This window comes from Gordonia sp. J1A (genome assembly GCF_055393515.1).
Genome location: NZ_AP041607.1, coordinates 2,846,441 through 2,862,981 on the forward strand (window position 1 = coordinate 2,846,441; position 16,541 = coordinate 2,862,981).

The 16,541-nt window shown below is 67.4% G+C and carries 19 protein-coding genes; 8 read left to right on the forward strand and 11 right to left on the reverse strand.

The features are described 5' to 3' along the window. Positions 1 to 35: 35 nt before the first annotated feature. A complete protein-coding gene (locus ACZ5QD_RS13315) occupies positions 36 to 983 on the reverse strand; it encodes an esterase/lipase family protein (RefSeq protein WP_062366396.1) in 948 nt (315 codons plus the stop codon). 356 nt (positions 984 to 1,339) lie between these two features. Between ACZ5QD_RS13315 and ACZ5QD_RS13320 the strand changes: the two genes are divergently transcribed. Continuing rightward, positions 1,340 to 2,158 (forward strand): HAD family hydrolase, encoded by an 819-nt coding sequence (locus tag ACZ5QD_RS13320; RefSeq protein WP_045537290.1) that lies wholly within the window; start codon positions 1,340 to 1,342, stop codon positions 2,156 to 2,158. 418 nt (positions 2,159 to 2,576) lie between these two features. On the opposite strand, the gene ACZ5QD_RS13325 is transcribed toward ACZ5QD_RS13320, so the two are convergent. Continuing rightward, the gene (locus ACZ5QD_RS13325) at positions 2,577 to 3,326 is read right to left on the reverse strand and encodes a Fic family protein (RefSeq protein ID WP_039867776.1); all 750 of its coding nucleotides are present in this window, start codon (positions 3,324 to 3,326) and stop codon (positions 2,577 to 2,579) included. 209 nt (positions 3,327 to 3,535) lie between these two features. Here ACZ5QD_RS13325 and acs point away from each other — a divergent pair, with 209 nt between their 5' ends. The 3 genes from acs (at position 3,536) to ACZ5QD_RS13340 (ending at position 7,068) form a co-directional block, all read left to right on the forward strand. After that, entirely contained in the window at positions 3,536 to 5,479 is a 1,944-nt protein-coding gene (gene acs, locus ACZ5QD_RS13330; protein WP_006897359.1) for an acetate--CoA ligase, read from the forward strand. A gap of 113 nt (positions 5,480 to 5,592) precedes the next feature. Then, on the forward strand, positions 5,593 to 6,117 hold the full coding sequence (locus ACZ5QD_RS13335; RefSeq protein WP_006897360.1) for a phage holin family protein: 525 nt from the start codon (positions 5,593 to 5,595) through the stop codon (positions 6,115 to 6,117). Positions 6,118 to 6,132: 15 nt separating this feature from the next. Beyond that, positions 6,133 to 7,068 carry an alpha/beta fold hydrolase gene (locus ACZ5QD_RS13340; RefSeq protein WP_006897361.1) on the forward strand — a complete coding sequence of 312 codons (936 nt, stop codon included), beginning with the start codon at positions 6,133 to 6,135 and terminating at the stop codon, positions 7,066 to 7,068. Between the two features lie 36 nt (positions 7,069 to 7,104). Here ACZ5QD_RS13340 and ACZ5QD_RS13345 read toward each other — a convergent pair whose 3' ends face one another. Genes ACZ5QD_RS13345 through nth form a run of 4 tightly spaced genes read right to left on the reverse strand, consistent with a single transcriptional unit; the run spans position 7,105 to position 10,497 of the window. Beyond that, complete coding sequence (locus ACZ5QD_RS13345; protein ID WP_006897362.1) at positions 7,105 to 8,307, reverse strand: MarP family serine protease; 1,203 nt, start codon at positions 8,305 to 8,307, stop codon at positions 7,105 to 7,107. Beyond that, on the reverse strand, positions 8,304 to 9,110 hold the full coding sequence (locus tag ACZ5QD_RS13350; RefSeq protein ID WP_039867779.1) for an NUDIX hydrolase: 807 nt from the start codon (positions 9,108 to 9,110) through the stop codon (positions 8,304 to 8,306). Before ACZ5QD_RS13350 ends, ACZ5QD_RS13345 begins: the two co-directional genes overlap by 4 nt. Further along, positions 9,107 to 9,799 (reverse strand): TlpA family protein disulfide reductase, encoded by a 693-nt coding sequence (locus ACZ5QD_RS13355; protein ID WP_045537286.1) that lies wholly within the window; start codon positions 9,797 to 9,799, stop codon positions 9,107 to 9,109. The genes ACZ5QD_RS13350 and ACZ5QD_RS13355 overlap by 4 nt, the downstream gene beginning before the upstream one ends. Continuing rightward, entirely contained in the window at positions 9,796 to 10,497 is a 702-nt protein-coding gene (nth, locus tag ACZ5QD_RS13360; RefSeq protein ID WP_231875670.1) for an endonuclease III, read from the reverse strand. Before nth ends, ACZ5QD_RS13355 begins: the two co-directional genes overlap by 4 nt. Positions 10,498 to 10,690: 193 nt before the next feature. Here nth and ACZ5QD_RS13365 point away from each other — a divergent pair, with 193 nt between their 5' ends. Then, entirely contained in the window at positions 10,691 to 10,945 is a 255-nt protein-coding gene (locus ACZ5QD_RS13365; RefSeq protein ID WP_006897366.1) for a hypothetical protein, read from the forward strand. Between the two features lie 149 nt (positions 10,946 to 11,094). Beyond that, on the forward strand, positions 11,095 to 11,769 hold the full coding sequence (locus ACZ5QD_RS13370) for a Crp/Fnr family transcriptional regulator (protein ID WP_006897367.1): 675 nt from the start codon (positions 11,095 to 11,097) through the stop codon (positions 11,767 to 11,769). 88 nt (positions 11,770 to 11,857) lie between these two features. Here ACZ5QD_RS13370 and ACZ5QD_RS13375 read toward each other — a convergent pair whose 3' ends face one another. From ACZ5QD_RS13375 to ACZ5QD_RS13390, 4 genes are read right to left on the reverse strand one after another with little or no spacing between them, the layout of a single operon-like run. Next, positions 11,858 to 12,694, reverse strand: coding sequence for an MBL fold metallo-hydrolase (locus ACZ5QD_RS13375; protein ID WP_464366851.1), 837 nt, complete (start codon positions 12,692 to 12,694; stop codon positions 11,858 to 11,860). Between the two features lie 28 nt (positions 12,695 to 12,722). Next, complete coding sequence (locus ACZ5QD_RS13380; protein ID WP_006897369.1) at positions 12,723 to 13,337, reverse strand: TetR/AcrR family transcriptional regulator; 615 nt, start codon at positions 13,335 to 13,337, stop codon at positions 12,723 to 12,725. After that, positions 13,334 to 13,807 carry a RidA family protein gene (locus ACZ5QD_RS13385; RefSeq protein ID WP_062366390.1) on the reverse strand — a complete coding sequence of 158 codons (474 nt, stop codon included), beginning with the start codon at positions 13,805 to 13,807 and terminating at the stop codon, positions 13,334 to 13,336. The genes ACZ5QD_RS13380 and ACZ5QD_RS13385 overlap by 4 nt, the downstream gene beginning before the upstream one ends. Before the next feature lie 3 nt (positions 13,808 to 13,810). After that, complete coding sequence (locus ACZ5QD_RS13390; protein WP_006897371.1) at positions 13,811 to 13,975, reverse strand: DUF4177 domain-containing protein; 165 nt, start codon at positions 13,973 to 13,975, stop codon at positions 13,811 to 13,813. A gap of 50 nt (positions 13,976 to 14,025) precedes the next feature. On the opposite strand from ACZ5QD_RS13390, the gene bagA reads away from it, so the two are divergent. Together bagA and bagB are read left to right on the forward strand one after the other, a co-directional pair. Further along, positions 14,026 to 15,051 carry an ArsA family ATPase gene (gene bagA, locus ACZ5QD_RS13395; RefSeq protein ID WP_006897372.1) on the forward strand — a complete coding sequence of 342 codons (1,026 nt, stop codon included), beginning with the start codon at positions 14,026 to 14,028 and terminating at the stop codon, positions 15,049 to 15,051. Continuing rightward, a complete protein-coding gene (gene bagB, locus ACZ5QD_RS13400) occupies positions 15,051 to 16,151 on the forward strand; it encodes an ArsA family ATPase (RefSeq protein WP_006897373.1) in 1,101 nt (366 codons plus the stop codon). Before bagA ends, bagB begins: the two co-directional genes overlap by 1 nt. 60 nt (positions 16,152 to 16,211) lie before the next feature. Here the strand turns inward: bagB and ACZ5QD_RS13405 are convergent, their stop codons facing one another. Beyond that, entirely contained in the window at positions 16,212 to 16,541 is a 330-nt protein-coding gene (locus ACZ5QD_RS13405) for a WhiB family transcriptional regulator (RefSeq protein ID WP_006897374.1), read from the reverse strand.

Sequence of the window (16,541 nt, forward strand, 5' to 3'; positions counted from 1 at the left end):
AATCGCGTTGTCCACAGGTCCCGGCGGCGCAGTCGCTACGACTGCCCGGTGAACGGCGGCACGAACTCGCATGGCACCGTGACCGGGTGCGCCGGGTCCAGCGCGTTCAGTGCCAGGTACGCCGCCCGGCGGGATCCCGCGATCGCGAGGTGGTCGCTGTAGTCCTGTGCGCAGCTGTCCTGAACCACGATGTTGTCCACCGACTCGCCCCGGCGGCCGGGGACGAAGCCCGCGGTGTACGGCACCAGCAACTCGTCGTACCTGGTCATGATGTTGGTGTAGTGCACACCCTTCACATACGGGCTTCCGCCGCGCCAGATCTTCTTGTTCATCGACGATCCGCGAAGCATGCCGCCACATCCGATGCACATCGGCATCGGGACGTCGCCGAGCAACCGACCGAGCTGATTCATGGACGGACTCACCGACCCGGTCCCCTTCCACAGGGGCGCGAGGGAGACGTAGTTGGTCACCTTGTCGGCGCCGCCGAGGTACTTGACGTAGTACTCCGGCATGTAGGTTCCCTGCGAGTGGCCGATGATGTCGACGGTCTTCGCGCCGGTGGCCGCCAGCACGCGTGCGACGAATTTCTGCAATTGCCCCGCGCTGACCTCGATCCGGTCCATGCCGCCCACCGCGGTCAGCGGCCACGGCATGCCCGGCAAGGCGCCGTAAGTCAGTGCGAAGACGCAGTATCCGCGGTTCTTGAGCATGGGGACATAGGCTCCCCAGTTGGTGGTGCGTGCTCCGCCGGTACCGTGCACCAGGACCACTGGGCGCGGATGTGCGGCAGTCGGCTTGCAGCGGAAGTCGTTGGATCCGGGCAACGAACCGCCCGGGTGCTGTAGCTCGTAGGGGATTCCGCCGAAGAAGTTGTAGTTCTCGGGCTGGGCGGGGGCGGCTTGAGCAGGTGCCGCCACCAGGGCCGTGGCACCGATCAGCACCGCGCAGATCGCGAGGACGAGACGTCCGAAGGGCTTCATGAGGGTCCAAACTCTAGACGACACGCACCCGCCTCCGGGGTGCACTGGTCTCTGAAGCTACCGCGACGCCCACACCGTGGTGAGACAATCGAGGATGTTCGTCTCGCTTGGGTGGAGTTCGAACGGAAGATCCGACCGCAGAAATGGGACGACCCCGGCCAGGGGGGAGGAGGCCGGGGTCATCAGCGTTTCAGCCCCGGGGGGTCGGGCTGAAAGCTACCGGCGTGAACCGGATAACTACAAGCTACACGCGTAGACGCGAACATTGCAATACCAACTATCTGGTTCCAGTGTTTTCTACGTCACACTTCCCGGCACCCTTCCCCGGGCGTCGGATTCCACCTAGGATTCGGCCTGTGACCTCGACGTCATCGGATCGGATCGCCGCATTCTTCGACCTCGACAAGACGGTGATCGCCCGATCCAGCGCCCTCGCATTCACCCGCCCCTTCTTCGACGGCGGGCTGCTCACCCGTCGCGCAATGCTGAGGTCGGCGGTTGCGCAGCTGCAATTCCTGCTCGCCTCCACCGGCGACGATCAGGTGGAGCGGCTCCGCAAACATGTGACCGACATGTGCACCGGCTGGGACGCCGGCCTGGTTCGCGAGATCGTCTCCGAGACACTCGAGGAGGTGGTCCGGCCAGCGATCTTCAGCGAGGCCGCAGCCCTGATCGAACAACACAGACGCGCAGGCCACGAGATCGTGCTCATCTCCGCCTCCGGAATCGAGATGGTGGAACCGATCGGCCGCCTCCTCGGTGCCGATGTGGTCCGGGCGAGCATCATGCGCGTGGTCGACGGTCGATACTCGGGAGAACTCGAGTTCTACTGCTTCGGCGAGGCCAAGGCGATCGCCATGCGGTCACTCGCCGATGAACGCGGCTACCGCCTGGACGAGTGTTACGCATACTCCGATTCGAGCACCGATCTGCCGATGCTGACCGCGGTCGGCCACCCCGCCGTGGTGAATCCAGACAGGGCGCTCCGTCGCCACGCGACCGAGAACGGTTGGGAGATATTCGATTTCCCAAATCCGCTACCCGCATCGCCGTGGTCGTCCAAGGCCACGGTGACGCGTACGGCGCTGTGCGCCACGGGGATTGGCGCCGCCGCCGCGGCAGCGATCGTCTATCAGCTTCGGCACTCGAAAAACGCCAGGTCAGAGGCCGCGTGAAGATTTTTCACGAAGGGCTTGATGTGATGGGCATCACCATGTACAAATGACTTACGGAGCCCCGGACGGCCCAGCTTCTCCCGGAAGAGAAGGGCAGAAGCCCCCGGACCGGCAAGCTCCCAGCACGGGCGGCAAGCACCCACGCGGAGCGCGCCGCATTGGCACAAGTGTTGTGCGCCTGCGACATTGCGGGCATCATTCGCGAAATCTCTTTTGGGCCGACAACCCGACGTTCGATTCACGACGAGATGCCAGCAGTCCCTCGCCGAGGCGGGTACCACAACCCACATATGCACGCCTGGTCACTTGGGCCCGTGCTTGCGGGCGGCCGCACCGATCGGAGATCCGATCGGTGGGCCGCCCGCAAATATGTGTGCGGCTCCTACTCTTGACGGCGATCCGTCGGTGACACCGCCGATCAGCCGCGGGCCGCATCGGCAATCGCCGTGGCCTCTGCGCCGCCCGCCTCCATCGCCTCGCAGCACAGAACGATCCACGCACCGATCGCCTCCGGATCGCCGGTAGCGAAGCGTGCGGACAGTTCCCGGTACTCACCGAGACGCTTGAGCCAGGTCACCTCCGGCACGCCGAGCAGATGCGGGTCGAGCCCGGTCATCGCCGAGACCAGTCGCGACGCGGCGCGCGCGACCACTCCGTTCGCCTCGGTGAAGGGTGCCAGCGCCAACAGTTCCCCGTGCACCACGGCGGCCAGCACCGGAGCCGGCGCCGACGTGCCGCCGGTGATCAACTGCCCGAGCAGGTCGAGACGCTGTGCGATATGCGGCTCGGGGCGGGGACGGCCGAGCAGCTCCGGATCGTCGAGCAGGTCGGCGGCGGCGAGTGTGTGCAGGCGGGCCAGCGACTGGGCGGGCGCGCGCCGGAACACTGCGACTGCCTGATCGATCGCATCGCTGTCGAGCGACTGGGCCACCCGGACCGCGCCGGCGGCGATCGGGTCACCGAGATCCGACCGTGAGATGTCCGTGGTGCCGCCGTCGATCGCTGCCGACGACCGCCCGGCCCGCCACGAGGCCTCGCGGGAGGTCTTGTCCCACTGCCGCAGGTTGATCGGATGACGATGTGCCGCGCTGACCGCGTCGCGGGCCCGGTCGGACGCCTCGCGAACGCCGGGCAGGTCGAGCAGCGGCGACAACGGATCTGAACTCACGCGTTCAACAGTAGCGGCACCTGCGCGAGCGCCGCCGACCGCTGACGACCGACCGCTCATCGCTCGCAACCCGCATGCAACCGTCCCGCCGTCACACTGTCAGACGGTAGTGATTACCTTCACAATGGAAGTCTCTTCGCCCTGCAGACCCGTTCCGGTCTCACCGTGTGGCCGGAGTCGATGAACGAACAGAGGAAAGGCAAACGACGATGTCTTCGAGCGCAAATCAGGTCTACCCGCCGTCTCCCGAATTCGCTGCCGACGCGAATGCGACGGCCCAGCTGTACGACCGCGCCGAGGCCGATCCGCTCGAGTTCTGGGCGCAGCAGGCACGCCGCCTCGACTGGGACACTCCATTCGGCGAGGTCCTGGACTGGTCCAACGCCCCGTTCGCCAAGTGGTTCGTCGGCGGCAGGCTGAACGTCGCCTACAACTGCGTCGACCGTCATGTCGCCGCGGGCAAGGGTGATCGCGTCGCCATCCACTGGGTCGGCGAGCCCGGGGACTCGCGCGACATCACCTACAGCCAGCTCAAGGACGAGGTCTCACGCGCCGCGAACTATCTGGCGTCCATCGGGCTGCAGGCAGGCGACCGCGTCGCCATCTACATGCCGATGGTTCCCGAGGCCGTCGTCTCGATGCTCGCCTGCGCCCGGCTCGGCCTGACCCACTCGGTGGTCTTCGCGGGCTTCTCCGCCACCGCCCTCCGGTCGCGAGTCGACGATGCCGAGGCCAAGGTCGTCATCACCACCGACGGCCAGTACCGACGCGGCAAGCCGGCACCGCTCAAGGAAGCCGTCGACGAGGCCCTCGGCACCGGCGACGACGCCGCGAAGTCGGTCGAGAAGGTGCTTGTGGTGCGCCGCACCAACCACGACCCGAACCTGAACTGGGTGGAGGGCCGCGACGTCTGGTGGGACGACACGGTCGGCGAGTCGTCTCCCCATCACGAGCCCGAGGCCTTCGACGCCGAGCATCCCCTCTTCCTGCTCTACACCTCCGGCACCACCGGCAAGCCCAAGGGCATCGTCCACTCGTCGGGCGGCTACCTCACTCAGGCCAACTACACCTTCCACAACGTCTTCGACCACAAGGAGGGCCGCGACGTCTTCTGGTGCGGCGCCGACATCGGCTGGGTCACCGGACACACATACCTCGTCTACGGACCGCTCTCCAACGGCGCCACCGAGGTGATCTACGAGGGCACGCCGAACACTCCCAACGAGCACCGGCACTTCCAGGTGATCGAGAAGTACGGCGTGACGATCTATTACATCGCGCCGACCCTCATCCGCACCTTCATGAAGTGGGGACGCGAGATCCCCGATGCGCACGACCTCTCGTCGCTGCGCCTCCTCGGCAGCGTCGGCGAGCCGATCAATCCCGAGGCCTGGCGCTGGTATCACGAGGTCATCGGGGGCAGCCGCTGCCCGATCGTCGACACCTGGTGGCAGACCGAGACCGGCGGCATCATGATCTCCCCGCTCCCCGGCGTCACCGCGACCAAGCCGGGCTCGGCCATGCGCCCCCTGCCCGGCATCAGCGCCAATGTGGTGGACGACAACGGCAATCCGGTGCCCGACGGCGAGCAGGGCTACCTCGTTCTCGACCGTCCGTGGCCGGGGATGCTGCGCGGCATCTGGGGCGACGACGAGCGGTTCAAGGAGACCTACTGGTCGCGCTTCGCCGAGCAGGGCTGGTACTTCGCCGGCGACGGCGCGCGGTACGACGAAGACCACGCACTGTGGGTCCTGGGCCGAGTGGACGACGTCATGAACGTGTCGGGGCACCGCATCTCCACGTCCGAAGTGGAATCGGCGCTGGTGGCGCACTCAGCCGTGGCCGAGGCCGCCGTCATCGGCGCCGCGGACGAGACCACCGGTCAGGGCATCGTCGCATTCGTCATCCTCATGGAGGGCGCCGACGCCTCCGGCGATTCGCTGATCGCCGAACTCCGCGAACAGGTGTCGGTCGACATCTCGCCGATCGCGAAGCCCCGGGAGATCAACATCGTCCCGGAGCTTCCCAAGACGCGGTCGGGCAAGATCATGCGGCGCCTGCTCAAGGACGTCGCCGAGGGCCGCGAGTTGGGCGACACCTCCACCCTCGTCGATCCGTCCGTATTCGAAGCCATCCGGTCGCGCAAGAGCTGATCGCCGGACCGTCCGCATCGACACCGCCGACCTGCCCGGGTCGGCGGTGTCGTTTCGCGGTACGACCCGACATGGCAACATGAGACCGACCAACGATCTTCAAGGGAGTATTCGTGAGCGGAAATTCCGACACCTGGCCGAGTGAACCGAGCAACGCTCCCCGCGTTCCGTCGATCCCCATGTCGGACGCGAACCTCGGACCGAGCGGCGAACCGACGATCGGCAATCTGGTCAAGGACGCCGCCGCGAGCGCCTCCACCCTGTTCCGCGCCGAGATCGCGCTGGCCAAGTCCGAGCTGGTCCGCGAGGCCAAGAAGGCCGGCGCCGGCGGTGGACTGATGATCGTGGCGGCCGTGCTGCTGCTGTACGCGAGCCTGTTCTTCTTCGTGTTCCTCGGCTTCCTGCTCGACATCTGGCTGCCGACCTGGGCTGCGTTCGGCATCGTCTTCCTGGTGCTCCTGGTGGTCTCGATCGCCCTGATAGTCGCTGGGTACGTGTTCCTGAAACGGCTTCGAGCGCCGGAGAAGACGATCGAATCGGTCAACGAGCTGGCGACCGTGATCCCCGGTCACCACGAGTCGACCGGCGGTATGGCGCACCCGCAGATCCCGCCTGCGCGCGACCCGATGCGCAACTGATCCATCACCGCCAGATTGACGAGCACTCCTCCGGACCCGACCCTGGTCCGCTTCGATGGACCGTGGCGGCACTTCGACGTCCGCGCCAACGGTCTGCGCTTTCATGCCGTGGAGACGCAGCGGTTCGTGGCCGACCGTCCGTTGGTGCTGCTGCTGCACGGCTTCGGCGAAGTCTGGTGGTCGTGGCGGCACCAGCTCGAAGCACTGACCGAGGCCGGCTACCGCGCCGTCGCCGTCGACCTGCGCGGCTACGGCGACTCCGACAAGCCGCCCCGCGGATACGACGGGTGGACGCTGGCCGGCGACACCAACGCACTCGTGCGCGCACTCGGCCACACGAGCGCCACGCTGGTGGGTCACGCCGACGGCGGGCTCGTCTGCTGGGCCACGGCCACACTGCATCCCGCGGTCGTCGAGCGGGTGGCGGTGCTGTCGTCGCCACATCCGCGCGCGCTCAAGCGCGGCGTCCTGTTCAACTCCGAGGAGCGGTCGGCGTTTCTCCCGCTGTTCCTGCACAACCAGCTGCCTCGCCTGGGCGAGCGTCGCCTCACCCGGGCGGACGGAGCCTTCATCGAGGAGTACTTCCGGGAACGCTCCGGACCGGCTTGGCAGCAGAGCCCCGACTTCGCCGAGACGATCGCCCGCAACCGGCTCGCCATTCAGATCCCCGGCGTGGCCCACTGCAGCCTGGAGTACCGGCGGTGGGCGTTCCGGTCGCAGTTCCGCAACGACGGCCGGCGTTTCATGGATCTCATGGACAAGCGGCTGCCGATCCCCATCCTCGCCGTGCGCGGCCACGACGACGAGTACATCCTCGACTCGGTGATGGTCCAGAGCCGCCACTGGGCAGCCGACATGGACTACCGGATCATTCCCGACACCGGGCACTTCGCACACCAGGAAGCACCCGGGGAGTTCAACGCGCTGCTGCTGCAGCTCCTCGGCCGGTGACGAACGCCGCCGCTCGAGAGTCCGATCGATCCCGGATCAGCCCGAGACGCATTGCTGCGTCGCCGCTTCGGAATCGCTCTGCTCCGAAGCCGCGAGATCGCGCTGAACCTGTTCCGCGGTGAGGACGAAGCCGGTGTCCTCTGTCGGGTCCTCTGCGGCGCCGAAGACCACGCCGAGGACTTTGCCGTCGGTGGAGATCATCGGACCGCCGGAGTTGCCCGAACGGATGTTGCCGCGCACCGTGTACACCTGGCGCTGCACCTGGCGCGGGCTCTGATAGATGTCCGGCCCGTTGAGCTCCACCACATTCCGCACGCGCAGCGGCGTGACCGTGAAGGGCCCGTTCTCGGGGTAGCCGAGAGCGATGGCGTCGTCGCCCGTCTGCGCCTGCCCGGAGGCGAACTCGAGGGCCGGCGCGCGCAGTCCCGGCACGTCCAGGACCGCGACGTCGTTGCGCGGGTTGAACCAGACGACGGTGGCCTCGTAATCGCCGCCCGCCGACGTCTGAACGCTCACGGTGTCGGTACCCGCCACGACGTGCGCGTTGGTCATCACGCGCTCGGGCGAGACCACGAATCCACTGCCCTCCAGCGCCTGGCCGCAACTGCGAGCCACACCGCTGATCTTGACGACGCTCCGCTTCGCCGAGCGCACCGCGGGCTGGTCGACCAGAGCCGCGTCGGGCGGACCGACGTTCGCCACGCGCGTCTGCCCGAACGGCCCGATCACCTCCTTGAGCCCGGAACTGTCGACCAGACCGGTGAACTCGTCGGGCAGGTCACGCACCCACTGCGGGGCCACCTTGTCGACCGTCTGAATCACCTTCGAGCCGTCGATCGCCGACGAGAGACGGAATTCGTCCGTACTCCGCAAAGGGAAGGCGAGCAGCCACGCAGCGATCACGATGGCGATCACCTGCAGCACCGAACCGATCCAGCTGTCCACGCGCCGCAGTCCCGGGGAGTGGATACTGCTGCGCACCGCACCGCCGAGGACCATGCCCGCGACTTCGCCGATGATGACGAACACGACGATCAGCACCACGCCGATCAACAGCCTAAGCCGAGCGTCGTCGAAGCGTTCGATGACGACGGGAGCCAGCAGAATTCCCGCGACCGCACCCAGGACCACGCCGAAGAAGGCCAGTGCGGACGCTGCCGCACCCTGGCGGTATCCGCTCAGCGCCGCCAGCAGGGCGACGACGAGGATCACCAGGTCGACCCACACCGATCCGCTCATCGATCTCCGTTCACGTCGGCGGCGAGGCCGCCGTCCCGGGGGTCGGAGAACCCCGACACCTGCCGACCGCCGGTCTCGGCGATCATCTGCTCCAGTGGGCGCACGTCGTCGGTGTCCCAGGGGACGTCCCAGCCCGCGGCTTCGCTGATCGCCGCCAGCAGTCCACCGGTGAATCCCCAGACCAGCATGCCGTCGTAGAGAAACGCCGGGCCCTTGTACACGGTGGTTCCCACGAGGGACCGACTCACCTGGAAGCGGTTCTCCGGTGCCAGGAGTTCGCGCAGGTTCACCCTGGTGACCCTCGCCGTCTCACCGTGGTCGACGGCGTACACGTGGCTGGGGCGTTCCCAGTGTGCGAGCACCGGGTGCACTTCGAAACCGGTCGGCACCGGGAAGGCGGGCAGATTCGCCAGCACTTTGACGCCGTCGTCGGTGAGGCCGGTCTCTTCCCGCGCCTCTCGCAGCGCGGTGCCGACGGGATAGTCGTCGCCGGGATCGCGGCTGCCGCCCGGAAAGGCGATCTGTCCGCTGTGCGTTCGCAGGGTGGCGGCGCGCTCGGTGAGCAGCACGTCCGCGTCGGCGGGCAGTCCTCCGGCCGCCAGCGGGTCGGCGGCGAACGACCCGGCGAAGAGCACCAGAACGGCCGCGGCACGGTGTCCGCGCAGGCCCGCGACGAGCCGTGCCCGACCGCCGCCTCGGCTGAGCACCTTCTCGTTGACGACCTCGGGGTCGTCGGTCACCGGGCGCAGCCACGGCGGGATCTGGTCCCGGGACACGAGCGGCCCCACCGGAACTCCGCTCACTGCGCTCCCCCTACGTCGACACCCAGCTTCTCACGGACCACCTCTGCGAGCTGCGCCTCCGAATCGAACACTCGCGGCAGCACATCGGCCACGGTGCCGTCCGACCGGATCAGAACGGTCGACGGGAACACCCGAGGCGCCCCGATCGCCTTGGCGACCGCACCGTTCGGATCGGTGACCACCGGAAGATGCACCCCGACCTCCTGCAGGAATTTCAGGACGAAGTACGGTTTGTCGCCGCCCTGGCTTGCGTGAACGGCGAGCACGTTCAGGCTCTCGCCCGCGTCCTTGGAGAACTGGTCGAAGATCGGCAGCTCACGACGGCAGGGCAGACACCACACCGCCCACATGTTGATGACCAGAGGCTTTCCCGCCGTGGTCACGCCGAGGTCCACCGGTGCGCCGGTGGCCATGCACGGAACCGTGACACCGGCCAGGACGGAATGCGGGCCGGCCGGCCCCGTGCCGTCGGGACAGGGCTGCAGTGCGGCCGCCGCGCGCTCCTTGCTCAGCTCGTCCTCGGACACCTGCTGATCGGTCACACCAGAGGTGGAGGTCGCCGCCGTCGTCCCACCGCCGCCCGCGGTGTCGTCGGGCCCGCCACGGGGCCAGAGCGCCACGATTAGCGCGACCGCGACGATGACGAATGCCAGCGTGGCCCGGGCCGCGGGCTCCTTCAGGATCTTCACTGAGCCGCTCCCGACTGCTCGACTCCGGCCAAGGCGAGCAGATGCTCGGTCTCCGGCCCCTTCACCAGTGCCGCCGCCGCGCCCTTGTCAGTGGGCCCCTCACCGTAGGAGGGACAGTCCTTGGCGAGCACGCAGACACCGCACGCCGGTTTGCGCGCATGGCAGACGCGCCGACCGTGGAAGATGATGCGATGCGACAGGTCGGTCCAGTCGCGCTTCTCGAACAGCGCGCCCACCGCGTGCTCCACCTTCACCGGGTCGGTCTCCCGAGTCCAGTCCCAGCGGCGGACCAGCCGGCCGAAATGCGTGTCGACGGTGATCCCAGGCACGCCGAAGGCGTTGCCCAGGACGACGTTGGCCGTCTTGCGCCCGAAGCCGGGAAGGCTCACCAGATCCTTGAGATTCGCCGGCACCTCGCCACCGAACCGCGAGACCAGCGCCTGCCCCAGGCCGATGATCGAATTGGCCTTGTTCCGATAGAAGCCGGTGGACCGAATCATCTCCTCCAACTCGGTCCGGTCGGCCTCGGCATATGCGCGCGCGTCCGGGTACCTGGCGAAGAGCGCGGGCGTCACCTGGTTCACGCGCACGTCGGTGCACTGTGCCGACAGGATCGTCGCGACCGACAGTTCCAGCGGCGTTGTGAAATCCAGTTCGCAGTAGACGTGCGGGAAGGCCGCCTCCAGCGCTCGGTTCATCCGCCGCGCCCGCCGGACCAGGCCCAGCCTGGTCTCCTCCTTGCGTCTACTCACAACAGACCAGGTTAGCCGCCGTGCCCCCGGCCGCGCGGTCGGCTGACCTCGCCGGCCCGGGTAACCGCAGGTCACAACTCGGTGACGAGAGCCGTCTGGGTTTGCGGCACCCCCACGGCCCCGGTGTTTACTGTTCCTCATGCAAGGACTGGCCGGACTTCTCTTCCCCGCTGTGCTGATGCTCTTCGCACTCGCGATGGAGAGGGTGCAGGCGGGACTCGACCGACTGTCGGTGGGCCCGGCCCACGTCGAGGAGTTCCTGGAAGCCGCGGATGAGACCGACGTGAGCAACCTCGCGAAAGACGGGCTGCCCGCCGCACTCGACGAGCTCCGGAGCCGGCGCAGCAAGCCGATCGCGGAAACAGACGAACCGGAATCCAGTCGCGCGTCCTGAAGTCCGGTGAGCGTGCAGGCGGCCCGAGCCGCAGGTACGACGCGCGCTAGTTGCCTACTAATGCGAACAGTGATCAATCCAACATCTATGATCTTTCACGTAGTCTTTATCACTGGACGCGGCAAAAGCATTTGAGAGAGGTTCTTTAGGTGGAAGAAGTACTAGCACGGGCCGGCATTTTCCAGGGTGTCGAACCCACCGCCGTCGCAGCTCTCGCGAAGGAACTTCAGCCGGTCGAGTTTCCGCGCGGTCATGTCATCTTCCACGAGGGCGAACCCGGCGACCGTCTTTACATCATCCTGTCCGGCAAGGTGAAGCTCGGCCGCCGCTCGCCGGACGGTCGCGAGAACCTGCTGACCATCATGGGTCCGTCGGACATGTTCGGTGAGCTGTCGATCTTCGACCCCGGCCCCCGCACCTCGTCGGCGACCACCGTCACCGAGGTCCGCGCGGTCACCATGGACCGCGACGCGCTGCGCAAGTGGATCAAGGACCGTCCGGAGATCGCCGAGCAGTTGCTCCGCGTGCTGGCACGTCGCCTGCGCCGTACCAACAACAACCTCGCCGACCTGATCTTCACCGACGTCCCGGGTCGCGTCGCCAAGCAGCTCTTGCAGTTGGCGCAGCGCTTCGGCACGCAGGAGGGCGGCGCACTGCGCGTCACGCACGACCTCACGCAGGAAGAGATCGCCCAGCTCGTCGGCGCCTCGCGCGAGACCGTCAACAAGGCGCTCGCCGACTTCGCACAGCGCGGATGGCTGCGACTCGAGGGCAAGAGTGTCCTGATCGCGGACTCCGAGCGCCTCGCGCGCCGCGCACGCTGAGCAAGCGCAACAATCAGTACCGACAAACAGGTCCGAGGGCATTTCGCCCTCGGACCTGTTTGTCAGTCCTGGTCTCCGCCGCACGCGCTCACAGCGTGCGGAGATACTCCAACTGAGTCTTCACCGACATCTTCGCGGCCGGCCAGAGCTTCTGATCGACGTCGGAGTAGACCTTCCGGACCACCTTCATCGGCTTGGCCTTCTCCGGTGAGACACCGAGTTCGTCGAGTGCGGCGACGATCTGCGCGAGACGTTCCTCGCGATGCGACTTGTAGTAGCGCGCAATGGGTTCCAGCTCCGGATGGTCGGGGCCGTGTCCGGGCAGCACGACCGCGTCGGAGGCCTCCACCAGCAGCCGATTGAGCGAGTTGAAGTAGTCCTTCAGCGAACCGTCCGACGGATCGAGCACGGTGGTGCCGAAACCGAGAATGGTGTCGGCGGTCAGGATCGCACGCTGCCCCTCCCACTCGACGAGGAAGCTCGTGGAGTCGGCCGTATGTCCCGGGGTGTGCATCACCGTGATGGTCACGCCCGCCGCCTCGATGACTTCACGGTCCCGCAACCGCGGGGCGCCCACCGAGTACTCGTCTGAGTAGGCCCGCTGCGGTGCGCCCGCGAGTTTGCGCATCCTCTTGCATGCACCGACGTGATCGTGATGGCGATGGCTGATGAGGACGAGTTCGACCTCCCCGGCCGCGGCCGCGACAGCCCGCACGTGATTGCCGTGCTTGGTCGGTCCCGGATCCACGACCACCGCGGTCGACGAACCCGGCGCTCGCAGGATCCAGGTGTTGGTGCCGTCGAGCTCGAACGAGCCGGGATTGTGACACAGCAGCACGGAGGCGAACGGCGTCACCTCACGCACTACGCCGTATGCGGGATGGACCGGCTTGTCGTCGGCGGAAGCGTCGGCATGAAGGGGCATTCACCGAGCCTACCGAGCGACCGCCGCGTCACCACACCACCGGTGCCAGGAACTTCGTGGCGTAGGCCCGGACGGTCTCGACGTCCGCGATGTCCAGACGCGAGGTCCGGATCTGCGTGAGCGACAGCGCGACGCGTACGAAATGCTCCGACACCAGCAGAAGATCGTCGTCGGGCATGGTCGCGCCCGCACGACGCAGCGTGCCCGCGACCGCGGCGCCGGAGGCTTCCAGGAACTCTCCGGCGGTACGGGAAGTCTGGCTCACCAGAACGTCGGCGACGTCCGGCTCGTCCAGCAGCAGTCGGCGCACGAGCGGATCCTCGTCGACGATCCGCGTGCATTCGACGAAGGCCTCGACCACCGCCTCGCGCGGCGGCAGGCCGCGGACGGCTGCGGCGAGATGCCGCATGGTCGCGAGCGCGATCGCCTCGCCGACCTTCGCGAGCAATGCGTCCTTGTTCGGGAAACGCCGGTACAGCGTGCTGCGCGAGACGCCCGCGGCGCGCGCCACGGCGTCCATGCCGGCCCGCCGCACTCCGACCTCCGCGAACTCGCGGCGCGCCGCCGCCAGGATCACCGCTTCCTGTTCCTCGGGACGCACGCTGGTCCGCAGCCTCCGGGCACCGCTCCCCGGTCGGGTCATTTCACCTGGACGACGATTTCCACCTCGACGGGCACGCCCAGGGGGAGTTCGGCGACCCCGACGGCCGACCGCGCGTGGACGCCGGCCTCGCCGAAGATCTCACCCAGCAGGTCCGACGCTCCATTGATCACGCCGGGCTGACCGGTGAATCCGGGTGCCGAGGCGACGAATCCGACCACCTTGACCACCCGGACGATCGAGTCGATGCCGACTTCGGCGTGCACGGCCGCGAGCGCGTTGAGCGCGCAGAGCCGAGCCGCCGCGTTCGCCTGTTCCGGCGTGACGATGCCTTCCGCGCCCTCGGACACCTTCCCCGTGACCCTCACCTGACCGTCGGCCACCGGGATCTGTCCCGAGGTGTACACGAGATCGCCGACGCGGAGTGCGGGGGTGTAACTGCCGACCGGTGCGACCACCGTCGGAAGATCGATTCCGAGTTCCGCCAAGCGCTTCGACCACTGCCCGCTCATCGGTCAGGCCTTCGGACGCTTGAGGTATGCGACGTGCTGTTCTCCGGTGGGACCGGGCAGAACGCTCACCAGTTCCCAGCCGTCCGAGCCCCACTGGTCGAGGATCTGCTTGGTCGCATGCGTGAGCAGCGGAACGGTGACGTATTCCCAGGCGGTGACTTCACTCATGGTGCCAACCTTAACGGTTAACCGCGGTCACAGTAGACACGGTCGATAAGGTGATCGGCGTGGTCAACGAAGTTCGCAAGGACGGTCCCGGGGCGTGGCCGGCGCAGGCGGCGAGCGCGCGTCTGCATTTCGTGTCCGGCAAGGGCGGCACCGGAAAGACGACGGTGGCCTCAGCGCTGGCACTCACCCTCGCCTCCGAGGGTAAGAAGGTCCTGCTCGTCGAGTGCGAAGAACGGCAGGCCATCGCCCAGCTCTTCGACGTCCCCCCGCTTCCGCCCACCGACACTCAACTGGTCGGGATGGACGGCGGTGGCTCGGTGTGGGCGCTCGCACTTCAGATCGAGCACGCCCTGCTGGAGTATCTGGAGATGTTCTACAACCTCGGCTTCGCCGGGCGGGCGATCAAGAAGGTCGGCGCGATCGACTTCGTCACGACCGTCGCCCCCGGACTCAAGGACGTCCTGGTGACCGGCAAGATCAAGGAACGCGTCATCGCCACGGACAAGAACGGCGCGCGGACCTACGACGCGATCGTCGTCGACTCACCCCCGACCGGCCGAATCGGCAACTTCCTCGACGTGACCACCGCGATGCGCGATCTGGCGAAGAGCGGCCCCATTCGGAATCAGTCCGAAGGTGTTGCGGCACTGCTGCATTCGCCGGAGACCGCGATACACCTATGCACCCTCCTGGAAGCCATGCCGGTGCAGGAGACCATCGAGGCAGTCGCAGAACTGCGTGCCAAGAACCTCAACATCGGCGCCATCGTCGTCAATCGCGTCAACCCGTCCTATCTTCCCGAGGCCGAGGCGGACGCCATCGCCGAAGGCCGCATCGACTCGGCACGGATCGAGAAGAGCCTGGCGGAGGCCGGCGTCCACCTGTCCGACGACGATCTGGCCGGTCTGCTGACCGAGACCATCGACTACGCGGCACGGCTTCAGGCGCAGCAGATCGCGCGCGCCGAACTCGACGACGTCGACGCCGCGCAGGTGGAACTGCCGACCGTGGAGAACGGTGTCGACCTCGGCGCCCTGTACGAACTGTCCGCCGTGCTCAAGGAGGCTGGAGCGTAATGCCCGACCTGAAGATGGGCGCGGTGCTGGCCGACCCTGGAACCCGCGTCGTGGTGTGCTGTGGGTCGGGCGGCGTCGGCAAGACGACGACCGCCGCGGCGATGGCCCTGCACGCCGCCGAGCGCGGCCGCAGAGTGGCGGTTCTGACGATCGATCCGGCACGTCGCCTCGCCCAGTCGCTGGGAATGTCGGAGCTGACCAACGAACCGCAGCCGGTTCCCCTCGACAGGCTCGACGGCGCGGGCAGTCTCGACGCGATGATGCTCGACATGCGGCGCACCTTCGACGACATGGTGATCGAACACTCGACGCCGGAGCGCGCCGAGTCGATCATGAACAACAGCTTCTATCAGACAGTGGCGTCGTCGTTCTCGGGCACGCAGGAGTACATGGCGATGGAGAAGCTGAGCCGACTCCTCGACGAGCAGCGGTGGGATCTGATCATCGTCGACACGCCGCCCTCCCGGAATGCGCTCGACTTCCTGGACGCCCCCCAGCGCCTCGGCTCGTTCCTGTCCGGTCGACTGATGCGCATGCTCGTCGGCGGCGGTCGCGGCGTCGGCCGCGTGCTGACCGGGGCGATGAGCCTGGCGATGCGAGGCATCTCCACGATCGTCGGCGGGGAGATCCTGCGCGATGTGGCGACCTTCGTACAGTCCCTCGACTCGATGTTCGGCGGATTCCAAGAGCGCGCCAACCGCACCTACGAACTGCTCAAGCAGCCCGGAACCGAGTTCGTCGTGGTGGCCGCCCCCGAGCCCGATGCGCTGCGCGAGGCCTCGTTCTTCGTCGAACGGCTGTCGAAGGACTCGATGCCGCTCACCGGCCTGATCGTGAACCGGACCCACCCGACGCTCACCTCCATGACGGCCGCTGCGGCCGAGACCGCGATGACCGGCATGGACGATGAACTGACGCGCGGCGTGCTGAAAGTGCACACCGAGCGCGCCGCCACCGCCAAGCGCGAGGTGCGCCTGCTTCAGCGGTTCACCTCGTCGCACCCGAGCGTTCCGCTGGTGGGTGTGCCGGCGCTGCCCTTCGAGGTGGCCGACATGTCGGCCCTGCGCGCAGTCGCCGAACAGATCACCAGCCGCGGCTGACCGAAGGACCGCACAGCCCCAGACGACGAGGAGCCCGGCGCGTGCCGGGCTCCTCGTCGTTCAGTTCTGGTCGGGAACTGCGCCGAGACGCTGTCGTCGGCGCTGCGCTTCGAAGAACGCCGCCCACGACGTCACTTCGGGATGCTGACGGAGCAGCGCGCGACGCTGCCGCTCGGTCATTCCGCCCCAGACGCCGAACTCGACGCGATTGTCGAGCGCATCCGCACCGCACTCGAGTTGCACCGGACAGTGTCTGCAGATGGTCGCAGCCTTCCTCTGAGCAGCTCCGCGGACGAACAGATCGTCCGGGTCACCTCCACGACAACGCGCCTGGGAAACCCAAGCCAGTCGAGCCTCTGAGTCAACGGTGGTCAACGGCGCCAGAGTCAT

Bases quoted from the DNA above. Each gene is read 5' to 3' on its own strand.
- ACZ5QD_RS13315 (WP_062366396.1), bottom strand. From the start codon at position 983: ATGAAGCCCTTCGGACGTCTCGTCCTCGCGATCTGCGCGGTGCTGATC.
- acs (WP_006897359.1), top strand. From the start codon at position 3,536: ATGTCTTCGAGCGCAAATCAGGTCTACCCGCCGTCTCCCGAATTCGCT.
- ACZ5QD_RS13345 (WP_006897362.1), bottom strand. From the start codon at position 8,307: ATGAGCGGATCGGTGTGGGTCGACCTGGTGATCCTCGTCGTCGCCCTG.
- nth (WP_231875670.1), bottom strand. From the start codon at position 10,497: ATGAACCGAGCGCTGGAGGCGGCCTTCCCGCACGTCTACTGCGAACTG.
- ACZ5QD_RS13365 (WP_006897366.1), top strand. From the start codon at position 10,691: ATGCAAGGACTGGCCGGACTTCTCTTCCCCGCTGTGCTGATGCTCTTC.
- ACZ5QD_RS13375 (WP_464366851.1), bottom strand. From the start codon at position 12,694: ATGCCCCTTCATGCCGACGCTTCCGCCGACGACAAGCCGGTCCATCCC.
- ACZ5QD_RS13380 (WP_006897369.1), bottom strand. From the start codon at position 13,337: ATGACCCGACCGGGGAGCGGTGCCCGGAGGCTGCGGACCAGCGTGCGT.
- ACZ5QD_RS13385 (WP_062366390.1), bottom strand. From the start codon at position 13,807: ATGAGCGGGCAGTGGTCGAAGCGCTTGGCGGAACTCGGAATCGATCTT.
- ACZ5QD_RS13390 (WP_006897371.1), bottom strand. From the start codon at position 13,975: ATGAGTGAAGTCACCGCCTGGGAATACGTCACCGTTCCGCTGCTCACG.
- bagB (WP_006897373.1), top strand. From the start codon at position 15,051: ATGCCCGACCTGAAGATGGGCGCGGTGCTGGCCGACCCTGGAACCCGC.
- ACZ5QD_RS13405 (WP_006897374.1), bottom strand. From the start codon at position 16,541: ATGACTCTGGCGCCGTTGACCACCGTTGACTCAGAGGCTCGACTGGCT.